The sequence below is a fragment of the Streptomyces sp. NPDC021356 genome, assembly GCF_040641015.1.
Classification (GTDB): Bacteria; Actinomycetota; Actinomycetes; order Streptomycetales; family Streptomycetaceae; genus Streptomyces.
Window position 1 is genome coordinate 181,553 of the sequence record NZ_JBFACU010000005.1, and the last position, 18,218, is coordinate 199,770.

At 70.7% G+C, this 18,218-nt stretch carries 14 protein-coding genes; 5 read left to right on the forward strand and 9 right to left on the reverse strand.

Annotation, left to right across the window (positions count from 1 at the left end; translation table 11 throughout):
- Positions 1 to 109: 109 nt before the first annotated feature.
- The 3 genes from AB0G56_RS08645 to arc form a co-directional block, all read right to left on the reverse strand.
- Entirely contained in the window at positions 110 to 328 is a 219-nt protein-coding gene (locus AB0G56_RS08645; RefSeq protein ID WP_360965673.1) for a ubiquitin-like protein Pup, read from the reverse strand.
- A gap of 181 nt (positions 329 to 509) precedes the next feature.
- Positions 510 to 2,021: a depupylase/deamidase Dop gene (gene dop, locus AB0G56_RS08650; protein WP_360965676.1), complete on the reverse strand. Its 1,512-nt coding sequence runs from the start codon at positions 2,019 to 2,021 to the stop codon at positions 510 to 512.
- 235 nt (positions 2,022 to 2,256) lie between these two features.
- Positions 2,257 to 4,023, reverse strand: coding sequence for a proteasome ATPase (arc, locus tag AB0G56_RS08655; protein ID WP_360965678.1), 1,767 nt, complete (start codon positions 4,021 to 4,023; stop codon positions 2,257 to 2,259).
- A 243-nt stretch (positions 4,024 to 4,266) separates the two neighbouring features.
- On the opposite strand from arc, the gene AB0G56_RS08660 reads away from it, so the two are divergent.
- Positions 4,267 to 4,572 (forward strand): ferredoxin, encoded by a 306-nt coding sequence (locus tag AB0G56_RS08660; RefSeq protein WP_360965681.1) that lies wholly within the window; start codon positions 4,267 to 4,269, stop codon positions 4,570 to 4,572.
- A gap of 122 nt (positions 4,573 to 4,694) precedes the next feature.
- Here the strand turns inward: AB0G56_RS08660 and AB0G56_RS08665 are convergent, their stop codons facing one another.
- The 3 genes from AB0G56_RS08665 to AB0G56_RS08675 form a co-directional block, all read right to left on the reverse strand.
- Positions 4,695 to 5,273 carry a hypothetical protein gene (locus tag AB0G56_RS08665; protein ID WP_360965684.1) on the reverse strand — a complete coding sequence of 193 codons (579 nt, stop codon included), beginning with the start codon at positions 5,271 to 5,273 and terminating at the stop codon, positions 4,695 to 4,697.
- A 220-nt stretch (positions 5,274 to 5,493) separates the two neighbouring features.
- Positions 5,494 to 6,396 (reverse strand): tRNA (adenine-N1)-methyltransferase, encoded by a 903-nt coding sequence (locus AB0G56_RS08670; protein WP_276109401.1) that lies wholly within the window; start codon positions 6,394 to 6,396, stop codon positions 5,494 to 5,496.
- 59 nt (positions 6,397 to 6,455) lie between these two features.
- Positions 6,456 to 8,000 carry a site-2 protease family protein gene (locus tag AB0G56_RS08675; protein WP_360965687.1) on the reverse strand — a complete coding sequence of 515 codons (1,545 nt, stop codon included), beginning with the start codon at positions 7,998 to 8,000 and terminating at the stop codon, positions 6,456 to 6,458.
- A gap of 72 nt (positions 8,001 to 8,072) precedes the next feature.
- On the opposite strand from AB0G56_RS08675, the gene AB0G56_RS08680 reads away from it, so the two are divergent.
- The 3 genes from AB0G56_RS08680 (at position 8,073) to AB0G56_RS08690 (ending at position 10,365) form a co-directional block, all read left to right on the forward strand.
- Entirely contained in the window at positions 8,073 to 8,201 is a 129-nt protein-coding gene (locus AB0G56_RS08680; RefSeq protein WP_360965689.1) for a hypothetical protein, read from the forward strand.
- 301 nt (positions 8,202 to 8,502) lie between these two features.
- Entirely contained in the window at positions 8,503 to 9,435 is a 933-nt protein-coding gene (locus tag AB0G56_RS08685) for a PD-(D/E)XK nuclease family protein (protein WP_360966058.1), read from the forward strand.
- Between the two features lie 258 nt (positions 9,436 to 9,693).
- Positions 9,694 to 10,365 carry a response regulator transcription factor gene (locus AB0G56_RS08690; protein WP_360965692.1) on the forward strand — a complete coding sequence of 224 codons (672 nt, stop codon included), beginning with the start codon at positions 9,694 to 9,696 and terminating at the stop codon, positions 10,363 to 10,365.
- Between the two features lie 111 nt (positions 10,366 to 10,476).
- On the opposite strand, the gene AB0G56_RS08695 is transcribed toward AB0G56_RS08690, so the two are convergent.
- The 3 genes from AB0G56_RS08695 to metH all read right to left on the reverse strand — a co-directional run bounded on the left by AB0G56_RS08695 (position 10,477) and on the right by metH (position 16,977).
- Positions 10,477 to 12,084 (reverse strand): ABC transporter substrate-binding protein, encoded by a 1,608-nt coding sequence (locus AB0G56_RS08695; RefSeq protein WP_360965695.1) that lies wholly within the window; start codon positions 12,082 to 12,084, stop codon positions 10,477 to 10,479.
- A 420-nt stretch (positions 12,085 to 12,504) separates the two neighbouring features.
- A complete protein-coding gene (locus AB0G56_RS08700; protein WP_360965697.1) occupies positions 12,505 to 13,221 on the reverse strand; it encodes an HAD family phosphatase in 717 nt (238 codons plus the stop codon).
- Positions 13,222 to 13,464: 243 nt separating this feature from the next.
- On the reverse strand, positions 13,465 to 16,977 hold the full coding sequence (gene metH, locus AB0G56_RS08705; protein ID WP_360965700.1) for a methionine synthase: 3,513 nt from the start codon (positions 16,975 to 16,977) through the stop codon (positions 13,465 to 13,467).
- A gap of 317 nt (positions 16,978 to 17,294) precedes the next feature.
- Here metH and AB0G56_RS08710 point away from each other — a divergent pair, with 317 nt between their 5' ends.
- Positions 17,295 to 18,059 (forward strand): IclR family transcriptional regulator, encoded by a 765-nt coding sequence (locus tag AB0G56_RS08710; protein ID WP_360965702.1) that lies wholly within the window; start codon positions 17,295 to 17,297, stop codon positions 18,057 to 18,059.
- The last annotated feature ends 159 nt before the right edge of the window (positions 18,060 to 18,218 follow it).

An 18,218-nucleotide genomic window follows, 5' to 3' on the forward strand; every position in this document is an offset into this window, starting at 1 on the left:
CGGCAGGAGACAGCTCACGCTCACCCTTCCCGCATTCCTGCACATCCGGGCCGCCAGCCACTCCCACCCCCGCCACCTTCGAACCTAAGGACGAAGCCCTCTCAGGCCTTCACTCCCCGCCCTTCTGAACGAAGGACCGCACGAAATCCTCGGCGTTGGACTCGAGTACATCATCGATTTCGTCCAGGACGTCGTCCACGTCGTCGCTCAGCTTCTCGTGGCGTTCCTTGAGGTCTTCGGCCGCCTGTGCGTCCTGCGCCTGCTCCTCGACCTCCTCGGTCGCGCGCGTCGCCTTCTGCTGGCCGCCGCCGGTGTCCTTCGTTGCCATAACCCTCACCCCGCTCAGTTCGCCCGACATGGTCGGCGTTACCGCCGATCGGTGATGATCAGACCCTACAAGCCGGGTCCGACATCGGCCCCACGGTTTCCGCAACGTCCGGGGGCCATCTCGATGATTCCCGGCCAGGGCGTTTTCCACCCTGTCCGGCCGGTCCGGTCCGGGTACCCGCTCAGCTGCCGGACAGGACCCTGACCAGGTCCTCCGCGGTACGGCAGCGGTCGAGCAGCTCCTTGACGTGATTACGCGTTCCGCGAAGCGGTTCCAGGGTTGGGACGCGCTGGAGCGAGTCGCGGCCCGGCAGGTCGAAGATGACCGAGTCCCAGGAGGCGGCGGCCACGTCGTCGGCGTACTGCTCCAGGCAGCGGCCGCGGAAGTACGCCCGGGTGTCCTCCGGCGGCTTCCTGCGGGCCCGGTCGACCTCGGACTCGTCCAGCAGCCGCTTCATCCGCCCCCGGGCCGCCAGACGGTTGTACAGGCCCTTCTCCGGGCGTACGTCGGCGTACTGGAGGTCCACGAGGTGCAGGCGGGCGGCGTCCCAGTCGAGGCCGTCGCGGCGCCGGTAGCCCTCCATCAACTCCCGCTTGGCGACCCAGTCCAGCTCGCCGGCCAGGCTCATCGGGTCGTTCTCCAGGCGGTTGAGGGTGTCCTCCCAGCGGGCGAGGACGTCCTTGGTCTGCTCGTCGGCATCGGCGCCGAAGCGTTCCTCGACGTACTTGCGCGACAGCTCGAAGTACTCCATCTGGAGCTGCACCGCGGTGAGTGTCCGGCCGCTGCGCAGGGTGATCAGCCGCTTGAGCGACGGGTCGTGCGAGACCTGGTGCAGGGTGCGGACGGGCTGGTCCACGGCCAGGTCGACGGCGATGAAGCCGTCCTCGATCATGGACAGGACCAGGGAGGTCGTGCCCAGCTTGAGGTAGGTGGAGATCTCGGAGAGGTTGGCGTCGCCGATGATCACGTGCAGCCGGCGGTACTTCTCCGCGTCGGCGTGGGGTTCGTCGCGCGTGTTGATGATCGGGCGCTTCAGCGTGGTCTCCAGGCCCACCTCGACCTCGAAGTAGTCAGCGCGCTGGCTGAGCTGGAAGCCGTGCTCGTGGCCGTCCTGGCCGATGCCGACGCGGCCTGCGCCGGTGACGACCTGGCGGGAGACGAAGAAGGGCGTGAGGTGGCGCACGATGTCGGAGAAGGCGGTCTCCCGCCGCATCAGGTAGTTCTCGTGCGTGCCGTAGGAGGCACCCTTGTTGTCGGTGTTGTTCTTGTAGAGGTGGATCGGCTGGGCGCCGGGCAGCTGGGCGGCCCGTTCGGCGGCCTCGGCCATGATCCGCTCGCCCGCCTTGTCCCACAGCACGGCGTCGCGCGGGTTGGTGACCTCGGGTGCGCTGTACTCGGGGTGGGCATGGTCGACGTAGAGCCGTGCGCCGTTGGTGAGGATGACGTTGGCCAGGCCGATGTCCTCGTCGGTGAGCTGGCTGGAGTCGGCGGCCTCGCGGGCGAGGTCGAAGCCGCGGGCGTCCCGCAGCGGGTTCTCCTCCTCGAAGTCCCAGCGGGCCCGGCGGGCCCGGTGCATCGCCGCCGCGTAGGCGTTGACGATCTGGGACGAGGTGAGCATGGCATTGGCGTTGGGGTGACCGGGGACGGAGATCCCGTACTCCGTCTCGATGCCCATCACTCGCCGTACGGTCATGCGGCCCTCCTTGCCCGGCGGCGCCCTCGGTCGAGGGCGGCGCTCAAGTACCGCTGGTGCTCGGGTGCCTGTGCGGTGCCCGTCCCCGCACTGCGCGACCCGGCGGTACGAAAGAGCCTAGAACGCCTTTGCGCTGGTGGGGAGATCATTTGCGTCATTGCCTGCTCCGTGCGGTGGCCCCTGGAAAGCAGTCGGCTGCGGGTACCCGGTGAGGGCACCCGCAGCCGCCCTGTTTTTACAGGTACTGACCGGTGTTCGCCACCGTGTCGATGGAGCGGCCGGTGTCCGCGCCCTGCTTTCCGGTGATGAGGGTGCGGATGTAGACGATCCGCTCGCCCTTCTTTCCGGAGATCCGGGCCCAGTCGTCCGGGTTCGTGGTGTTCGGCAGGTCCTCGTTCTCCTTGAACTCGTCCACGCATGCCTGGAGCAGGTGGGAGACGCGGAGACCCTTCTGGTTCTTCTCCAGGAAGTCCTTGATCGCCATTTTCTTGGCGCGGCCCACGATGTTCTCGATCATGGCGCCGGAATTGAAGTCCTTGAAGTAGAGGACTTCCTTGTCGCCGTTGGCGTAGGTGACCTCCAGGAAGCGGTTCTCCTCGGATTCGGCGTACATCTGCTCGACCGCGGTCTGGATCATGGCGCCGACCGTGGCGCCCTTGTCGCCGCCGTGCTCCGAGAGGTCGTCGCCGTGCAGCGGCAGGCGCTCGGTGAGGTACTTCGCGAAGATGTCCTTGGCCGCCTCGGCGTCCGGACGCTCGATCTTGATCTTCACATCCAGTCGGCCGGGCCGCAGGATGGCGGGGTCGATCATGTCCTCGCGGTTGGAGGCGCCGATCACGACCACGTTCTGCAGGCCCTCCACGCCGTCGATCTCGGCGAGCAGCTGGGGGACGATGGTGTTCTCCACGTCCGAGCTGACGCCGGAGCCGCGGGTGCGGAAGAGGGACTCCATCTCGTCGAAGAAGACGATGACGGGGGTGCCCTCGCTGGCCTTCTCCCGGGCGCGCTGGAAGACGAGGCGGATCTGCCGCTCGGTCTCGCCGACGTACTTGTTCAGCAGCTCGGGGCCCTTGATGTTGAGGAAGAAACTCTTGCCGGCGGCCTGGCCGGTGACCTCGGCGACCTTCTTGGCCAGCGAGTTGGCGACGGCCTTGGCGATGAGCGTCTTGCCGCATCCGGGCGGCCCGTAGAGCAGCACACCCTTGGGCGGACGCAGTTCGTGCTCCTTGAACAGGTCCGGGTAGAGGTACGGCAGCTCGACCGCGTCGCGGATCATCTCGATCTGATTGCCGAGGCCGCCGATCTGCTCGTAGCCGATGTCGGGGACCTCTTCGAGGACGAGTTCCTCGACCTCGCTCTTGGGCACGACCTCGTAGACGTAGCCCGACCTGGGTTCGAGCAGCAGGGCGTCGCCGGGGCGGATGGTGACGTCCAGCAGCGGCTCGGCGAGCCGCACCACCCGCTCCTCGTCGGTGTGCCCGAGCACGAGGGCGCGCTCGCCGTCCTCGAGGATCTCCTTGAGGGTGACGATGTCGCCGACGCGCTCGAACTCCATGGCCTCGACCACGTTGAGTGCTTCGTTGAGCATCACTTCCTGGCCGCGCCTGAGCTGGTCGAGCTCGACGCCGGGGCTGACGTTCACCCGCAGCTTGCGGCCGCCGGTGAAGATGTCGGCGGTGCCGTCCTCGTTGGACTGCAGGAAGACGCCGAACCCGGCGGGCGGCTGGGCGAGCCGGTCGACCTCTTCCTTGAGGGCCACGATCTGGTCGCGGGCCTCGCGGAGTGTGTTCGCCAGTCGCTCGTTCTGCGCGGACACGCCGGCCAGGTTGGTCTGCAGCTCGACGATCCGCTCTTCGAGAATCCTCGTGTGCCGCGGAGAGTCGGCGAGCTTGCGTCGCAGGACGGCGATCTCCTGCTCAAGGTAGGCGATCTGCCCGGCCGGGTCGTCGGACCCTCGTCCCGGGCGGATGCCGCGGTTCATGTCGTCGTCGTGGGCTGCCACGGTCCTCACCTCCTCCAAGGGGAGCTGGACGCTTCCAGACCCTACCTGGGTGGGTGTCGATTGAAACCCCTAGATCACAAAGACTGTCGGGGTGTGTCCGATCTTCACCCTTGCGCTCTCCCTCACGCCAGGGGAATACCCACCGAACATGATTGGAAAGCCGACGGAGGTAGGGTCGAGACGTTCAACACCCGTCGGAGCTGGCCTGATTCCCGCCCGGCTCGACGTGAAACGGCAGGAGACATGAGCGTGCAGCAGCGGATCGCGGACGGTGGCGAGGAGCTGGAGGTCTGGATCGACCAAGACCTGTGCACCGGTGACGGCATCTGCGCGCAGTACGCGCCCGAGGTGTTCGAGCTGGACATCGACGGTCTGGCCTATGTGAAGGGCTCGGGCGACGAGCTGCTCCAGGCGCGGGGGGCGACAACGCCCGTGCCGCTGCCGCTTCTCACGGACGTGGTGGACTCGGCGAAGGAGTGTCCCGGCGAGTGCATCCATGTGCGCCGTGTTTCGGACGAGGTCGAGGTGTACGGGCCCGACGCGCAGTGACCGTCCGGTTCCGCATCGTCACCGCCGCCTTGTTCACGCCAGCGCTGTCTGATTCCTCACGGTGCCGACCCGCCCCCGCGCGGGTCGGTCCGCGGTCGGCTGCCGGCCGCGGGGCGGGCCGCTCAGACACTGCGTGCCCGGTCCGGCCCTGAGCGGACGAACGCGCCGTTCTTCCACTGCCACTTCGCGCTGTCCTTCAGGTCGGGGCAGCAATTGGGCACGTCGGGCGAGGAGTAGCCGAGCAGGGTGGCGGTGACCTCGCCGGCGCGTACGGCGAAGTCCGTGACCGTGTACCGGTCCTTGGGGTCGACGAGGGTGGCCACGACGCGGGGCGTGGTGGTGCCTCGGGTGTGGGTGAGGACGTAGACGGCGTCGGGCGGGGTGCCCATGGAGGCGTCGCAGTGGACGACGGCCACGGTCTCCGGGCGGCCGTCGTGGTCGAGGTCTCCGGCGGCCTTCTTGGCGACGACGGCCTTCAGGGTCCCGCACTGGATGGGGAACGTCACGCCGGTGGTGGTGGGGGGTGCGGCTGCCGCGGGGGCGCTCGCGGTCCGGGTGCCGTCGTGCTGGGCGGCGGTGGCGGAGAGCGGCTGGAGGACCGGGGAGAGTGCGACGACACCGGCGACTGCGGCGGCGGTGGCGACCCAGTGGATGGGGCGGGTGTGGGTGTGTGCCAGGTCCGGGACGGCGGAGTGCTGCACTAGGAGTGTCTCCCGTGAGGGCTGTGCCGGTGGGGTGGCCAGCATCGTGCCACACGTCACAGTGCGGGGGAACGGTGGGGTGGGTACTCGCCGGGGCCGCTGACCGCGTGTTTCTGGTACGGGCTCAACGTGTGAGCGCCGTGGCTCAGTTCCCGGCCGGGGTCGGGAACTGAGCCACGGCGCATGTGCGTTGCCGGTGGGGCGGTGGGGCGTGGACCGCTCAGCGGCCGGCGCCTCCGTCGGCGTTGGGGCCTTCGTAGTCCTCGCCGTAGGCGCCCTTGGCGGGGCGACGGCGGCGCATGGGCGGCTCGACGCCGTCGGCGAGGCGGCGGGCGGTGAGCAGGAACCCGGTGTGGCCGATCATGCGGTGGTCGGGCCGGACGGCCAGGCCCTCGATGTGCCAGTTGCGGATCATGGTCTCCCAGGCGGTCGGCTCGTTGAAGCAGCCGATCTCCCGGATGGACTCCACGGTCCGGGCGAGCTGGGTGGTGGTGGCGACGTAGCAGCACAGGATGCCACCGGGGACCAGCGCCTTGGAGACGGCCTCCAGGCACTCCCAGGGGGCGAGCATGTCGAGGATGACGCGGTCGACGTCGGTGTCGGACAGGTTGTCCTGGAGGTCGCCGACGGTGAGTTGCCAGGCGGGGTGCGGGCCGCCGAAGTAGCGCTCGACGTTGGCCTGGGCGATCTCGGCGAAGTCGGCACGGCGCTCGTAGCTGTGCAGCATGCCCTGGTCGCCGATGGCTCGCAGCAGGAAGCTGCTGAGCGAGCCGGATCCGACGCCGGCCTCCACGACGCGGGCGCCGGGGAAGATGTCGGCGAAGGCGAGGATCTGTCCCGCGTCCTTGGGATAGACGACGGCCGCCCCTCGGGGCATGGACAGGACGTAGTCGGGGAGCAGGGGACGCAGCGCGAGGTAGGCGACGTTGCCGGTGGTGCGGACAACGCTGCCCTCGGGTGCGCCGATCAGTTCGTCGTGCGGGAAGGAACCCTTGTGGGTGTGGAAGTTCTTCCCGGCCTCGAGCGTGAACGTGTAGTGGCGGCCCTTGGGGTCGGTCAGCTGTACCTGGTCCCCGACCTTGAAGGGCCCGCGGCGGCGGGCGGCACCGGTCGGTTCGGACATGTGACCAGCCTACCGGCCCCCGGGAGGGCCGCCGACCACCGCTCGGTGGGCGTCGGTGGTCAGCTGGGCCGGGCCATGGCCTTCACGAAGGCACGTTCGACATCGGCCGCGGACAGCACGCCGTAGATCTCGCCGGTCTCCTCCACCACGAGGTACTCGGTGGCGGGGGTGGCGCGCAGGACGTCCAGCAGCGGCTCGCCGGCCAGTTCGGCGGAGATCCGCATGCCGTCGGTGAGGTCCTGGGCGAGTGCGCTGGCGGCGACCCAGGGGCGGCGGTGCTCGGGCACGCCGACGATGGCGGACTCGCGGACGAGGGAGAGGGGCTCGCCGTGGCCGTCGACGACCACCAGGGCGCGTGCTCCGGCGGCGTTGGCACGGCGCAGGGCTTCGGCGAGGGAGGTGGTGGTCTCGACGGGGACGGCGCGGCGGGTGAGGGTGCGGGCGCGCAGTTCGGGCAGGTGTTCGCGCAGTCGGGCCATGCGCAGGCTGTTGCCGGCACCGGTCCAGATGATCGCTGCGACGATCGCGGCGAGCAGGGCGTCGGTGACGGTACCCATGCCGACGCTGTCCTCGGCGGTGGTGCCGAGCGCTCCGGACTGGCTGAGCAGCGGCAGGCCGATGAGGACGGACACGGCGAGGGCGCGGCCGACCCAGGCGGCGGCGACGGTGCCGCTCATGGGGCGGCCGGTGATCTTCCAGACGACGGCGCGGAGCATCCGTCCGCCGTCGAGGGGCAGGCCGGGCAGCAGGTTGAACGCGGCGACGATGAGGTTGGAGATCATCAGGGAGGCCAGCAGGACTCCGGGTACCGTGCCGCGTTCGACGGGCTGGAGGGCGAGGTAGAAGACGCCGGAGAGGACCAGGGAGAGCAGCGGGCCGACGAAGGCGAGGACGAACTCTCGGCCGGGGGTCTCGGCCTCCTTCTCGATCTCGGAGACGCCGCCCAGGAACTGGAGCTGGATGCGGCGCACCGGGAGCTTGAAGCGGAGGGCGGCCACCGTGTGGGCCAGCTCGTGGACCAGTACGGAGCCGTAGAAGGCGACCGCGAAGAAGAGGGAGACCAGGTAGCGGGCGGCTCCGAGCTGGGGCAGGACGCGGTCGAGCTGGCCGCCGAAGACCCAGGTGATCAGTGCGGCGACCAGGAACCAGCTGGGTGCGACGTACACGGGCACGCCGAAGGGGCGCCCCATGAGCAGTCCGCCTCCGGGTTCGCGGGGCCGTCGCGGCGGGGGTGGCTGGCCGTGCCCGCGGGCGGAGGTCGCCAGGGCGCGGTCGGGGTGGGTGTCGTGGGGGGCGCCGTGCGGGGTGTTCGCGTCGGCGCCGGGGTCCAAGGTGTGCGGGTCGGCGCCGGGGCCGGGGGCACTGTCGGGGTGGGGGGGCCGGTCCGGGTCCGGGCTCGGGTCCGGGGTGGACTCGCCCGACCGGTCGGGCGGGCCGGGCCGGTCCGCCGGGTGTTCGTCGTGGTCGGTCGCCGCGGGCTGCTGTGCGGGGGGCTTCGGGCGGGCGGTGCTGTCGTGCGGCGTCGGGGCCGCGGGGCCCGTGGGGGGCTCGGTCGGCTCGTCGTTGCCGGAACGCGGCTGCCCGCTCCCGCCGCTCACGTCCACGGTGTCCCCTCGTTCGAAGCGCTGCCCCCGGGCCTGGGGGGCCGGAAGCTCTCGGGTCGATGGTATGCGGCCGTGGCGAACGGTTCCGCCCGGCACCCCAGTGTCGTACCCGCTGCCGTGCGCTTCACCGCGCACGTCACCGTGCTCTTCACCGTGCGCTTCACCGTGCGTGAGCGGGTGACTGTCAGTGGCGGACCGTAGGGTTCTGTGCATGGAGACGAGCACGCAGGACGGGGCGGCGGACGGCGCGGACGGCACCGGGCGGTCCGGACCGCCGTCCGGACCGCTGCCTCGGCCGCCGGCCTCCGGCCCGGTTCCGCCGGCCCGTGTCGCACCGGACGCGGTGCCACCGGCCAGGGCGGACGCCGTGGAGCCGGACGCCGGGCAGCCGGGTGGGGCCGAGCCGGACGGCGGGCGGTCGGACGGCGGGGCCGCGGAGGCCTTGGCCGGGCCGGTCGCGGCAGCGCCGGACGGGACGCCGGCCGTCCCGGCGGACCCGGCCGTGCAGGCGGACCCGGCCGTTGCGGAGGCCCCGCAGGCCCCCGCGGTCGCGGGCGACGCTCGCGACCGCGCGCCCGCGGCACGGGCCGCCGCACCGCCCTCCTCGTTGTCCCCGTCCCGCGCCGGGGACTTCATGCAGTGCCCGCTGCTGTACCGCTTCCGGGTGATCGACCGGCTGCCGGAGAAGCCGAGCGAGGCGGCCACCAGGGGCACGCTGGTGCACGCCGTACTGGAGCGGCTCTTCGACGCCCCGGCCGAGGAGCGCACCGCGCCCCGGGCCAAGGCGCTGGTCCCCGGCCAGTGGGACCGGTTGCGGGAGTCCCGCCCGGAGCTGGTGGAGCTGTTCGCCGACGACACGGACGGCGCGCGACTGGCGCGCTGGCTGACGGAGGCCGAGCGGCTGGTGGAGCGCTGGTTCACCCTGGAGGACCCGACGCGGCTGGAACCGGCCGAGCGGGAGCTGTTCGTCGAGGCGGAGCTGGACTCGGGGCTCAGGCTGCGCGGGATCATCGACCGCGTGGACGTGGCGGCCACGGGCGAGGTGCGCATCGTCGACTACAAGACGGGCAAGGCGCCCCGGCCGGAGTACGCCGAGAGCGCGCTGTTCCAGATGAAGTTCTACGCCCTGGTGGTGTGGCGGCTGAAGCGGGTGGTGCCGCGCCGCTTGCAGCTGGTGTATCTGGGCAGCGGCGACGTGCTGACGTACGACCCGGTGATGGCCGATCTGGAACGGGTGGAGCGCAAGCTGCTCGCGCTGTGGGAGGCGATCCGGCTGGCCACGGAGACGGGTGAGTGGCGTCCGCGGCCCACCAAGCTCTGCGGTTGGTGCGACCACCAGGCGCACTGCCCGGAGTTCGGGGGCACTCCCCCGCCGTACCCGCTGCCCCTGGGCCCGGCCGAGCCGCGGGCGCAGGGCAGAATGGGGCTGGACTAGGGTCTGTGCGGCGGAACATGCTGCAGCTCAGCGACGGCGCGTATCAGCCGAGGTGAGCGGGGCTCGGCGCGTGCAGCTGCAAGGCGCGGGAGGGGGTCATGGCGGAGCCATGGCGACCGACGACAACGCCACTGGGGGTCCCCCCTGCTCGAAGAGCTTGGGGGAGGGTGTGGTGAGCCCCCCGGCTGCGGCATGATCCGCCGGACAGACCCTAGGGACCCGGCGAACCGGACCGGGGTCCCAGCGAAGGAGACTTACGTGGCCATCCGCGTCCTGCTGGTCGACGACCAGCCACTACTGCGCACCGGATTCCGGATGATCCTGGAGGCGGAGCAGGATCTCGCGGTCGTGGGCGAGGCAGGTGACGGCCTGCAGGCCCTGGACCAGGTGCGTGCCCTGCAGCCCGACGTGGTGCTGATGGACATTCGCATGCCGCGGATGGACGGTGTGGAGGCCACTCGGCAGATCACCGGCCCGGAGCGCGACGGGCCGGCGAAGGTGCTGGTGCTGACCACCTTCGATCTCGACGAGTACGTGGTGGAGGCGTTGCGCGCGGGCGCGAGCGGCTTCCTGCTGAAGGACGCGCCGGCCGACGAGCTGGTGCAGGCGATCCGCGTGGTGGCGGCCGGCGAGGCGATGCTGGCACCGAGCATCACGCGCAGGCTGCTGGACAAGTACGCCACGCACCTGCCCTCCGGTGACGAGCCGGTGCCGGACACGCTGCACACCCTCACCGAGCGTGAGGTGGAGGTGCTGAAGCTGGTGGCGCGCGGGCTGTCGAACGCGGAGATCGCCGCGGACCTGTTCGTCAGCGAGACGACGGTCAAGACGCATGTGGGGCATGTGCTGACGAAGCTGGGTCTGCGCGACCGTGTGCAGGCGGCGGTGTACGCCTACGAGAGCGGGCTGGTAAGGCCCGGCGCGCAGTGACTGTGCCGGGCCGCCACCCGTGTGACGGCGGCCGCGCAGGAGAAAGGCGCCCCTCCCGGTCCTTTGGGAGGGGCGCCTTTCTCGTGTGGTCCCTTGAGTCCGGGGCCGGTGTCAGCCGCTCACACCGCGGCCCAGCTCCCACAGCTGCAGGGTGGCCGAGGAGTTGATGACGTAGGCGGCGCCGGTGATGTCGTCGCGGGCGGCGACGTACTGCTTGCCCTGCCACAGCGGCAGCAGGGGGACGTCCTTGGCGACGATGTCCTGAATGCCGGTGAGGCTGGAGGAGGCGGTGAGCCGGTCGGCCTGGCGACGGGACTCGGGGAGCAGGTTCTTGCGGATGTCGTTGCTGACGTACGGCGTGTTCAGCGTGTTGTCGGCGTCCAGGAACGGCGCGATGAAGCTGTCGGCGTCCGGGAAGTCGGGGAACCAGCCCATGCCGAAGACGTCGTACTGGCGCTTCTGCATCGTCGGGTGGAAGACCTTCCAGGGGGTGCCCTGGATGCTGACGTCGAACAGGCCGCTGGAGTTGAGCTGCTGCTGGAGCACCTCGAACTCCTTCTTGGTCGCCGGGCCGTAGTGGTCGGTCGTGTAGTGCATCGTGAACTTGACCGGGGTGGTGACACCGGCCTTGTTCAGCAGCGACTTGGCCTTGCTGACGCTCGGGTCGCCGTACTTGTTGAAGAAGGAGTTGGAGTGGCCGGTGACGGTCGCCGGGACCATCGAGTACAGCGCGTCGGCCTGGGTTCCGTAGACCTTCGCGACGAGGTCGCTGCGGTTGACGAGCTGGGCCATGGCCCGGCGTACGGCCTTGTTCTTCACGCTCGGGGCGTCGGTGTTGAAGGCCAGGTAGCGGATCTCCAGGCCGGGCATCTCCACCAGGTCGATCTTGCCGTCGCCGGAGGCGTTGGAGAGCTTGCGGATCTGCTCCGGTGACATCGCGCGGGTCATGACGTCGATGTCACCCTTGTCGATGGCCGCGCCCATGGCGTCGGCGTCGGCGAAGCTCCGGATCTCCACCTTGTCGTTGTTGACCTTCAACGTCCCCTGGTAGTGGGGGTTCTTGGTGAAGACGGCGTCGACGAGTTCGTCGTTCTTGACGTCGGCCTTCATGGTGTACGGGCCGGATCCGTCGACGTTGAAGCCGTCGCGCAGCTTGTTCTTGTCGTAGTCCTTGGGGTTGACGATGCCCGCGACCGGCGTCGACAGCTTGAACGGGAAGGTGGCGTCGGCGGTGTTGAGGTGGAAGATGACCTCGCGGTCGCCCTGGGTCTCCACCGTGTCGACGGTGGACAGCAGGGCGAAGACGCCGGTGTCCGCCTTGATGGAGCGGGCGCGGTCGATGGAGAACTTCACGTCGGCGGCGGTGACGGGGTCGCCGTTGGCGAACTTGAGGCCCTCGCGCAGCGTGCAGGCGTAGCGCTCGTTGCCACTGTCGGTGAAGCCGCACTTCTCGGCGGCCTCGGGGACCGGCTGGCCCTCGCCCTTGGGCGTGATCATCAGCGTCTGCACGGTCTGGCGCAGCAGGTTCCAGGGGCCGATGTCGTAGGCGTACGCCGGGTCCAGGGGCGCGGGGGCCGCCTTGGTAGCGGTGAACCGGTCCGTGGTGCCGACGACGATGGCGTCACCGCTCTTGCTGCCGCTGTCAGAACCGCCGCATGCGGCGAGCACCGGCGCGAGCAGGCCGACCACGGCCGGCAGCACCAAAGTCTTGCGGTTCATGCTCGAGTTTCTCCAGGGCTGTCATGTCCGTGTACCCGGCATGCAGGGGGGTGGTGCGGCCGATCACGGGGTAAGGACGATGTTCTCGCGACGAGACTAGTCCGCGCCCGTCGGGCGCCTCGCTGCCGCTGGAGGCGGGCTGCCATCACGCAGTGGAACCGGGTGCCGACGGTCCGAAAACGCGCCACTGGAAGGATTCGTGCAGCCTTTCACCAATCAGGACACAAGGACGCCCGGTTCAGGCGTCCCGTGGAGCGGACAGCAGGTGCGGGCCCGCGTGTCGACCCCGGCTCTTGTGGCGAACGTCACATTGCCAACTCGGCCGGGCAGTACCGGAATTCGGCCATCCGGCAGGATTCGGATTCATTCGCACGTCCGTCACCGGGATCGTCCGTACGGCAGCACGGGCCGGGGCGACTCCTACCCGGCGCTCGGCGGCACCGGGTACGTCATCAGCGACTGGAGGAACGGCAGGTCGACCTCTTCGAGCGAGGTGACGACGGTGCGCCGGGGCGCGGGGGCGATGGGGGCGACCGAGGGCACCGCGATCACCCGGCAGCCGGCCGCCTCCGCCGCCGCGACGCCGGTCGCGGTGTCCTCGACGACCGCGCACCGCGCCGGGTCGACGCCCAGGCGGGAGGCGGCCAGCAGGTACGGGTCGGGGTGGGGCTTGGTGCGCGCCACCTCGTCGCCCGCGACCGAGAGGGCGAAGTGCTGGGGGCCGAGCGAGGCCAGGACGCGGTCGATGACGCGCCGGTGGGATGCGGAGACCAGGGCGGTGGGGATCTCGTGCGCGGACAGTTCGGCCAGCAGCCGCGCGGCGCCCGGCATGAGCGGCAGGGTCCGGTCGATGCGGTCCTCGAATCCCTCGTTGAGCAGCACCGACAGCTCGGCGAGGGTGATGGCGGCGCCGGTGGCCTCGATGAGGAAGCCGGCGCTGCGGGTCATGGGGCCGCCCACGACGACGTGTCTCCAGGACTCGTCGAGGGTGTGGCCGAGCGCGGCGAAGACCTCCACCTCGACGTCCCACCAGAAGCCCTCGGTGTCCACCAGGGTGCCGTCCATGTCGAGGAGCACGGCCTGCAGAGCTGAGCCTTCGGCCGTTCCGGTGCCGAACGCGGGGACCGTACTGGTCATCCGGCGTACCTCCTTGAGGGACGATCAGGCCGGTTCCCGCGCGGGAACCGGCCTGCAGTGGACCGACCAGTGTACGTCGTGGCCGCGAGGAACGCCTCGTGGGCCGCTCGTGTGCCCAGCCGACCCCGCCGTCCGGCCGGCCGTCCCCGCGCCCGGTCGGCCCGCGACGGCCGGGCGGACGGGCGCGGGCAGGCGCGCGCGGCCTCAGCTTGGCGTTCAACCTCGCGAAGTTAAACGTCAAGCTCAGCGGGCGTTGAAGTACTTCGCCTCGGGGTGGTGGATCACGATGGCGTCGGTGGACTGCTCCGGGTGCAGCTGGAACTCCTCGGACAGGTGCACCCCGATCCGCTCGGGCCTCAGCAGGTCGGCGATCTTGGCGCGGTCCTCCAGGTCGGGGCAGGCGCCGTAGCCCAGCGAGAACCGGGCGCCCCGGTACTTCAGGGCGAACATGTCCTCCATGGCGCCCGGGTCCTCGCCGGCGAAGCCCAGCTCGGACCGGACACGCGCGTGCCAGTACTCGGCCAGCGCCTCGGCCAGCTGCACCGACAGGCCGTGCAGCTCCAGGTAGTCGCGGTAGGAGTCGGAGGCGAAGAGCCGGGCCGTCTCCTCGCCGATCCGCGAGCCGACCGTGACGACCTGGAAGCCGACCACGTCGGTCTCCCCCGACTCCTCCGGGCGGAAGAAGTCGGCCAGGCACAGCCGGCGGCCCCGGCGCTGGCGCGGGAAGGTGAACCGGGTGCGCTCGTTGCCCTGCTCGTCCAGGACGATCAGGTCGTCGTCCTTGGAGACGCACGGGAAGTAGCCGTGCACGACGGCCGCCTCCAGGAGGTTCTCCGTCTGGAGCCGGTCGAGCAGGCCGCGCAGCCGGGGCCTGCCCTCGGTCTCCACCAGTTCCTCGTACGTCGGCCCGTCGCCGGTGCGGGCCTGCCTGAGGCCCCACTGGCCCTTGAACAGCGCGCCCTCGTCCAGCCAGGAGGCGTACTCCTTGAGCTGGATGCCCTTGCTCACCCGGGTGCCCCAGAACGGCGGCTCGGGAACGGGGTTGTCGGTGGCCACGTCGGAGCGGACGTGGCCCTCCTCCGGACGCTCCTCCACCTCGACGGTGGCAGCCCGGACCCGGCGCTGCTTCAGCTCGGGCAGCGTGGCGCCGGGCACGCCCCGCTTGACGCCGATCAGGGCGTCCATCAGGCGCAGCCCCTCGAAGGCGTCGCGGGCGTAGCGGACCTCGCCCTGGTAGATCTCGTGCAGGTCCTGTTCGACGTAGGCCCTGGTCAGCGCGGCGCCACCGAGGATGACCGGGTAGTCGGCGGCCAGGCCCCTGGCGTTCAGCTCCTCCAGGTTCTCCTTCATGATCACCGTGGACTTCACGAGCAGCCCGGACATGCCGATCACGTCGGCCCGGTGCTCGTCGGCGGCCTCCAGGATCGCCGAGACGGGCTGTTTGATGCCGAGGTTGACGACGTTGTAGCCGTTGTTGGACAGGATGATGTCGACGAGGTTCTTGCCGATGTCGTGCACGTCGCCGCGCACGGTGGCGAGCACGATCGTGCCCTTGCCGGCCTCGTCGGTCTTCTCCATGTGCGGCTCCAGGTGGGCCACGGCGACCTTCATGACCTCGGCGGACTGGAGCACGAACGGCAGCTGCATCTGGCCGGAGCCGAACAGCTCGCCGACGACCTTCATGCCGTCCAGCAGGGTGTCGTTGACGATGTCGAGGGCCTTGCGGGTGCGCAGGGCCTCGTCCAGGTCGCCTTCGAGGCCGTTCTTCTCGCCGTCGATGATCCGCCGCTTGAGGCGCTCCTGAAGCGGCAGCGCGGCCAGCTCCTCGGCCTTGCCCGCCTTCAGGGACTTCGCGGTGGCGCCCTCGAACAGCTGCATGAGCTTCTGCAGCGGGTCGTAGCCCTCGCGGCGCCGGTCGTGGATCAGGTCGAGCGCGGTGGTGACCTGCTCCTCGTCGAACCGGGCGATCGGCAGGATCTTGGAGGCGTGCACGATCGCCGAGTCCAGGCCCGCCTTCACGCACTCGTCCAGGAAGACGGAGTTCAGCAGGATCCGTGCGGCCGGGTTCAGGCCGAAGGAGATGTTGGACAGGCCGAGGGTGGTCTGCACCTTCGGGTGGCGGCGCTTCAGCTCCCGGATGCCCTCGATGGTTGCCACGCCGTCCTTGCGGGACTCCTCCTGGCCGGTGCAGATGGTGAAGGTCAGGCAGTCGACGAGGATGTCCTCCTCGTGGATGCCCCAGTTCCCGGTGAGGTCGTCGATCAGCCGTTCGGCGATCTCGACCTTCTTCTCGGGGGTGCGCGCCTGGCCGTGCTCGTCGATGGTGAGCGCGACGAGCGCGGCGCCGTGCTCGCGGGCCAGCTCGGCGACCTTGGCGAAGCGGGAGCCGGGGCCGGCGCCGTCCTCGTAGTTCACCGAGTTGATCACCGCCCGGCCGCCCAGCTTCTCCAGGCCGGCCTGGATGACGTCGACCTCGGTGGAGTCGAGGACGATCGGCAGCGTGGAGGCGGTGGCGAAGCGTCCGGCCAGCTCCGCCATGTCGGCGACGCCGTCCCGGCCGACGTAGTCCACGCACAGGTCGAGCATGTGCGCGCCCTCGCGGATCTGGTCGCGGGCCATCTCCACGCAGTCGTCCCAGCGGCCCTCCAGCATGGCCTCGCGGAACTTCTTGGAGCCGTTGGCGTTCGTGCGCTCGCCGATGGCCAGGTACGACGTGTCCTGCCGGAAGGGGACCGTCTGGTAGAGGGAGGCGGCGCCCGGCTCGGGGCGCGGGTCGCGCGGGGTCGGGGTCAGCTCGCGCACCCGTTCCACGACCTGGCGCAGGTGCTCGGGCGTGGTGCCGCAGCAGCCGCCGATGAGGGACAGGCCGTAGTCCCGGACGAAGTGCTCCTGGGCGTCGGCCAGGCCCTCCGCGTCCAGCGGGAAGTGCGCGCCGTCCTTGGTCAGGACGGGCAGGCCCGCGTTCGGCATGCACAGCAGCGGGATGCGCGAGTGCCGGGTGAGGTAGCGCAGGTGCTCGCTCATCTCGGCCGGGCCGGTCGAGCAGTTCAGCCCGATCATGTCGATGCCCAGCGGCTCCAGTGCGGTGAGCGCCGCGCCGATCTCGGAGCCGAGCAGCATGGTGCCGGTCGTCTCGAACGCCATCGACACCAGCAGCGGCACCGCGGCACCGGTCGCGTCCATGGCGCGCCGGGCCCCGAGGACCGACGCCTTGGTCTGGAGCAGGTCCTGCGTGGTCTCCACGATCAGCGCGTCGGCGCCGCCGGCCAGCAGGCCCTCCGCGTTGGCCTGGTAGCCGTCGCGGATGGTGGTGTAGCCGACGTGGCCGAGGGTGGGCAGCTTGGTGCCGGGGCCGATCGAGCCGAGCACCCAGCGGGTGCGGCCGTCCCGGGCCGCGTACTCGTCGGCCGCCTCGCGGGCGATGCGGGCGCCCGCCTCGGACAGCTCGTGGACCCGGTCGGAGATCTCGTACTCGGCCGCCGCGGTGTGGTTCGCGCCGAACGTGTTTGTCTCCACGCAGTCGACGCCCGCCGCGAAGTAGGCGTCGTGGACCGAGCGGACGATGTCCGGACGGGTGACGTTCAGGACCTCGTTGCAGCCCTCCAGCTGCTGGAAGTCGTCCAGCGAGGGGTCCTGGGCCTGGAGCATGGTGCCCATCGCTCCGTCGGCGACCACCACCCGGGTGGCGAGCGCCTCGCGGAGGGCGGACACACGGGTCCGGCTGTCGGCGGAAGGGGTCGGCGGCAACGAGGCCATGAAGGGGCTCCCTGAAGGTGCGACGGCTGTCGGCTTTGCGTCTTCCCCGGCAGGCGCGGGCGATGGGCCCGGGGCTTCCCGAGGAGGGCGCACGCCGCAAGAGTAGCCGGGACCGGCACGGGGAGGTCAGGGGCGTCCACCACCCGGACGACACCCGGCCGAGCGTGCCGCCGTGACCGGGCGAGGTGGCCGGTTCCGTGACAGGTGTGGACCGACCATTAGCGGAGAGTCGACATGGACCGGTAGTGTTCGGCATTGCCGAACGGCGGCAGGGAGTCGCGCGTCGGCGGTCGAAGGGGACGGAGGGCAGCACGGCGATGGCACGGAACATCCAGTCGCTCGAACGGGCGGCCGCGATGCTGCGGCTGCTCGCGGGCGGCGAGCGACGGCTCGGTCTGTCGGACATCGCCTCGTCGCTGGGCCTCGCCAAGGGCACCGCACACGGCATACTCCGCACCCTCCAGCACGAGGGGTTCGTGGAGCAGGACGACGCCTCGGGCCGCTACCAGCTCGGCGCCGAACTGCTGCGCCTGGGCACCACCTATCTCGACGTGCACGAACTGCGCGCACGGGCCCTGGTCTGGGCCGACGACCTGGCCCGCGCCAGTGGCGAGAGCGTCTACCTGGGTGTGCTGCACCAGCAGGGCGTCCTCATCGTGCACCACGTCTTCAGGCCCGACGACAGCCGGCAGGTGCTGGAGATCGGGGCCATGCAGCCGCTGCACTCCACGGCGCTGGGCAAGGTCCTGTCCGCGTACGACCCGGTCGCGCACAGTGAGGCGCTGGAGACCGAGCGCAAGGCGTTCACGGACCGCACGGTGTGCGGCACGCGGGACTTCGAACAGCTCCTCGACCTGACGCGCGCGCGAGGCTGGGCGGCCGACGTGGAGGAGACCTGGGAAGGGGTGGCGTCCATCGCCGCTCCCATCCACGACCGGCGGCGGATGCCGGTCGGCGCGGTCGGCATCACCGGCGCCGTGGAGCGGGTGTGCCGGGAGGGCGAGCTGCGCCCGGAGCTGATAGCGGCGGTGCGCGACTGCGCCCGCGCGGTCTCCCGCGACCTGGGCGCCGGGCGGTTCTGAGCGCCGTACGCACCTTTCCCCGCACCTGCGCCCCCTTCGGGCCGCCAGGCCGGTACGCACGCGCGTGCCGGCCTTTCGCGTACCCGCGCACGGCCGTGCCGCCCGGGGCGTTCCGGGCGAGGCGTTCCGGGCGAGGCGTTCCGGGCGAGGCGTTCCGCA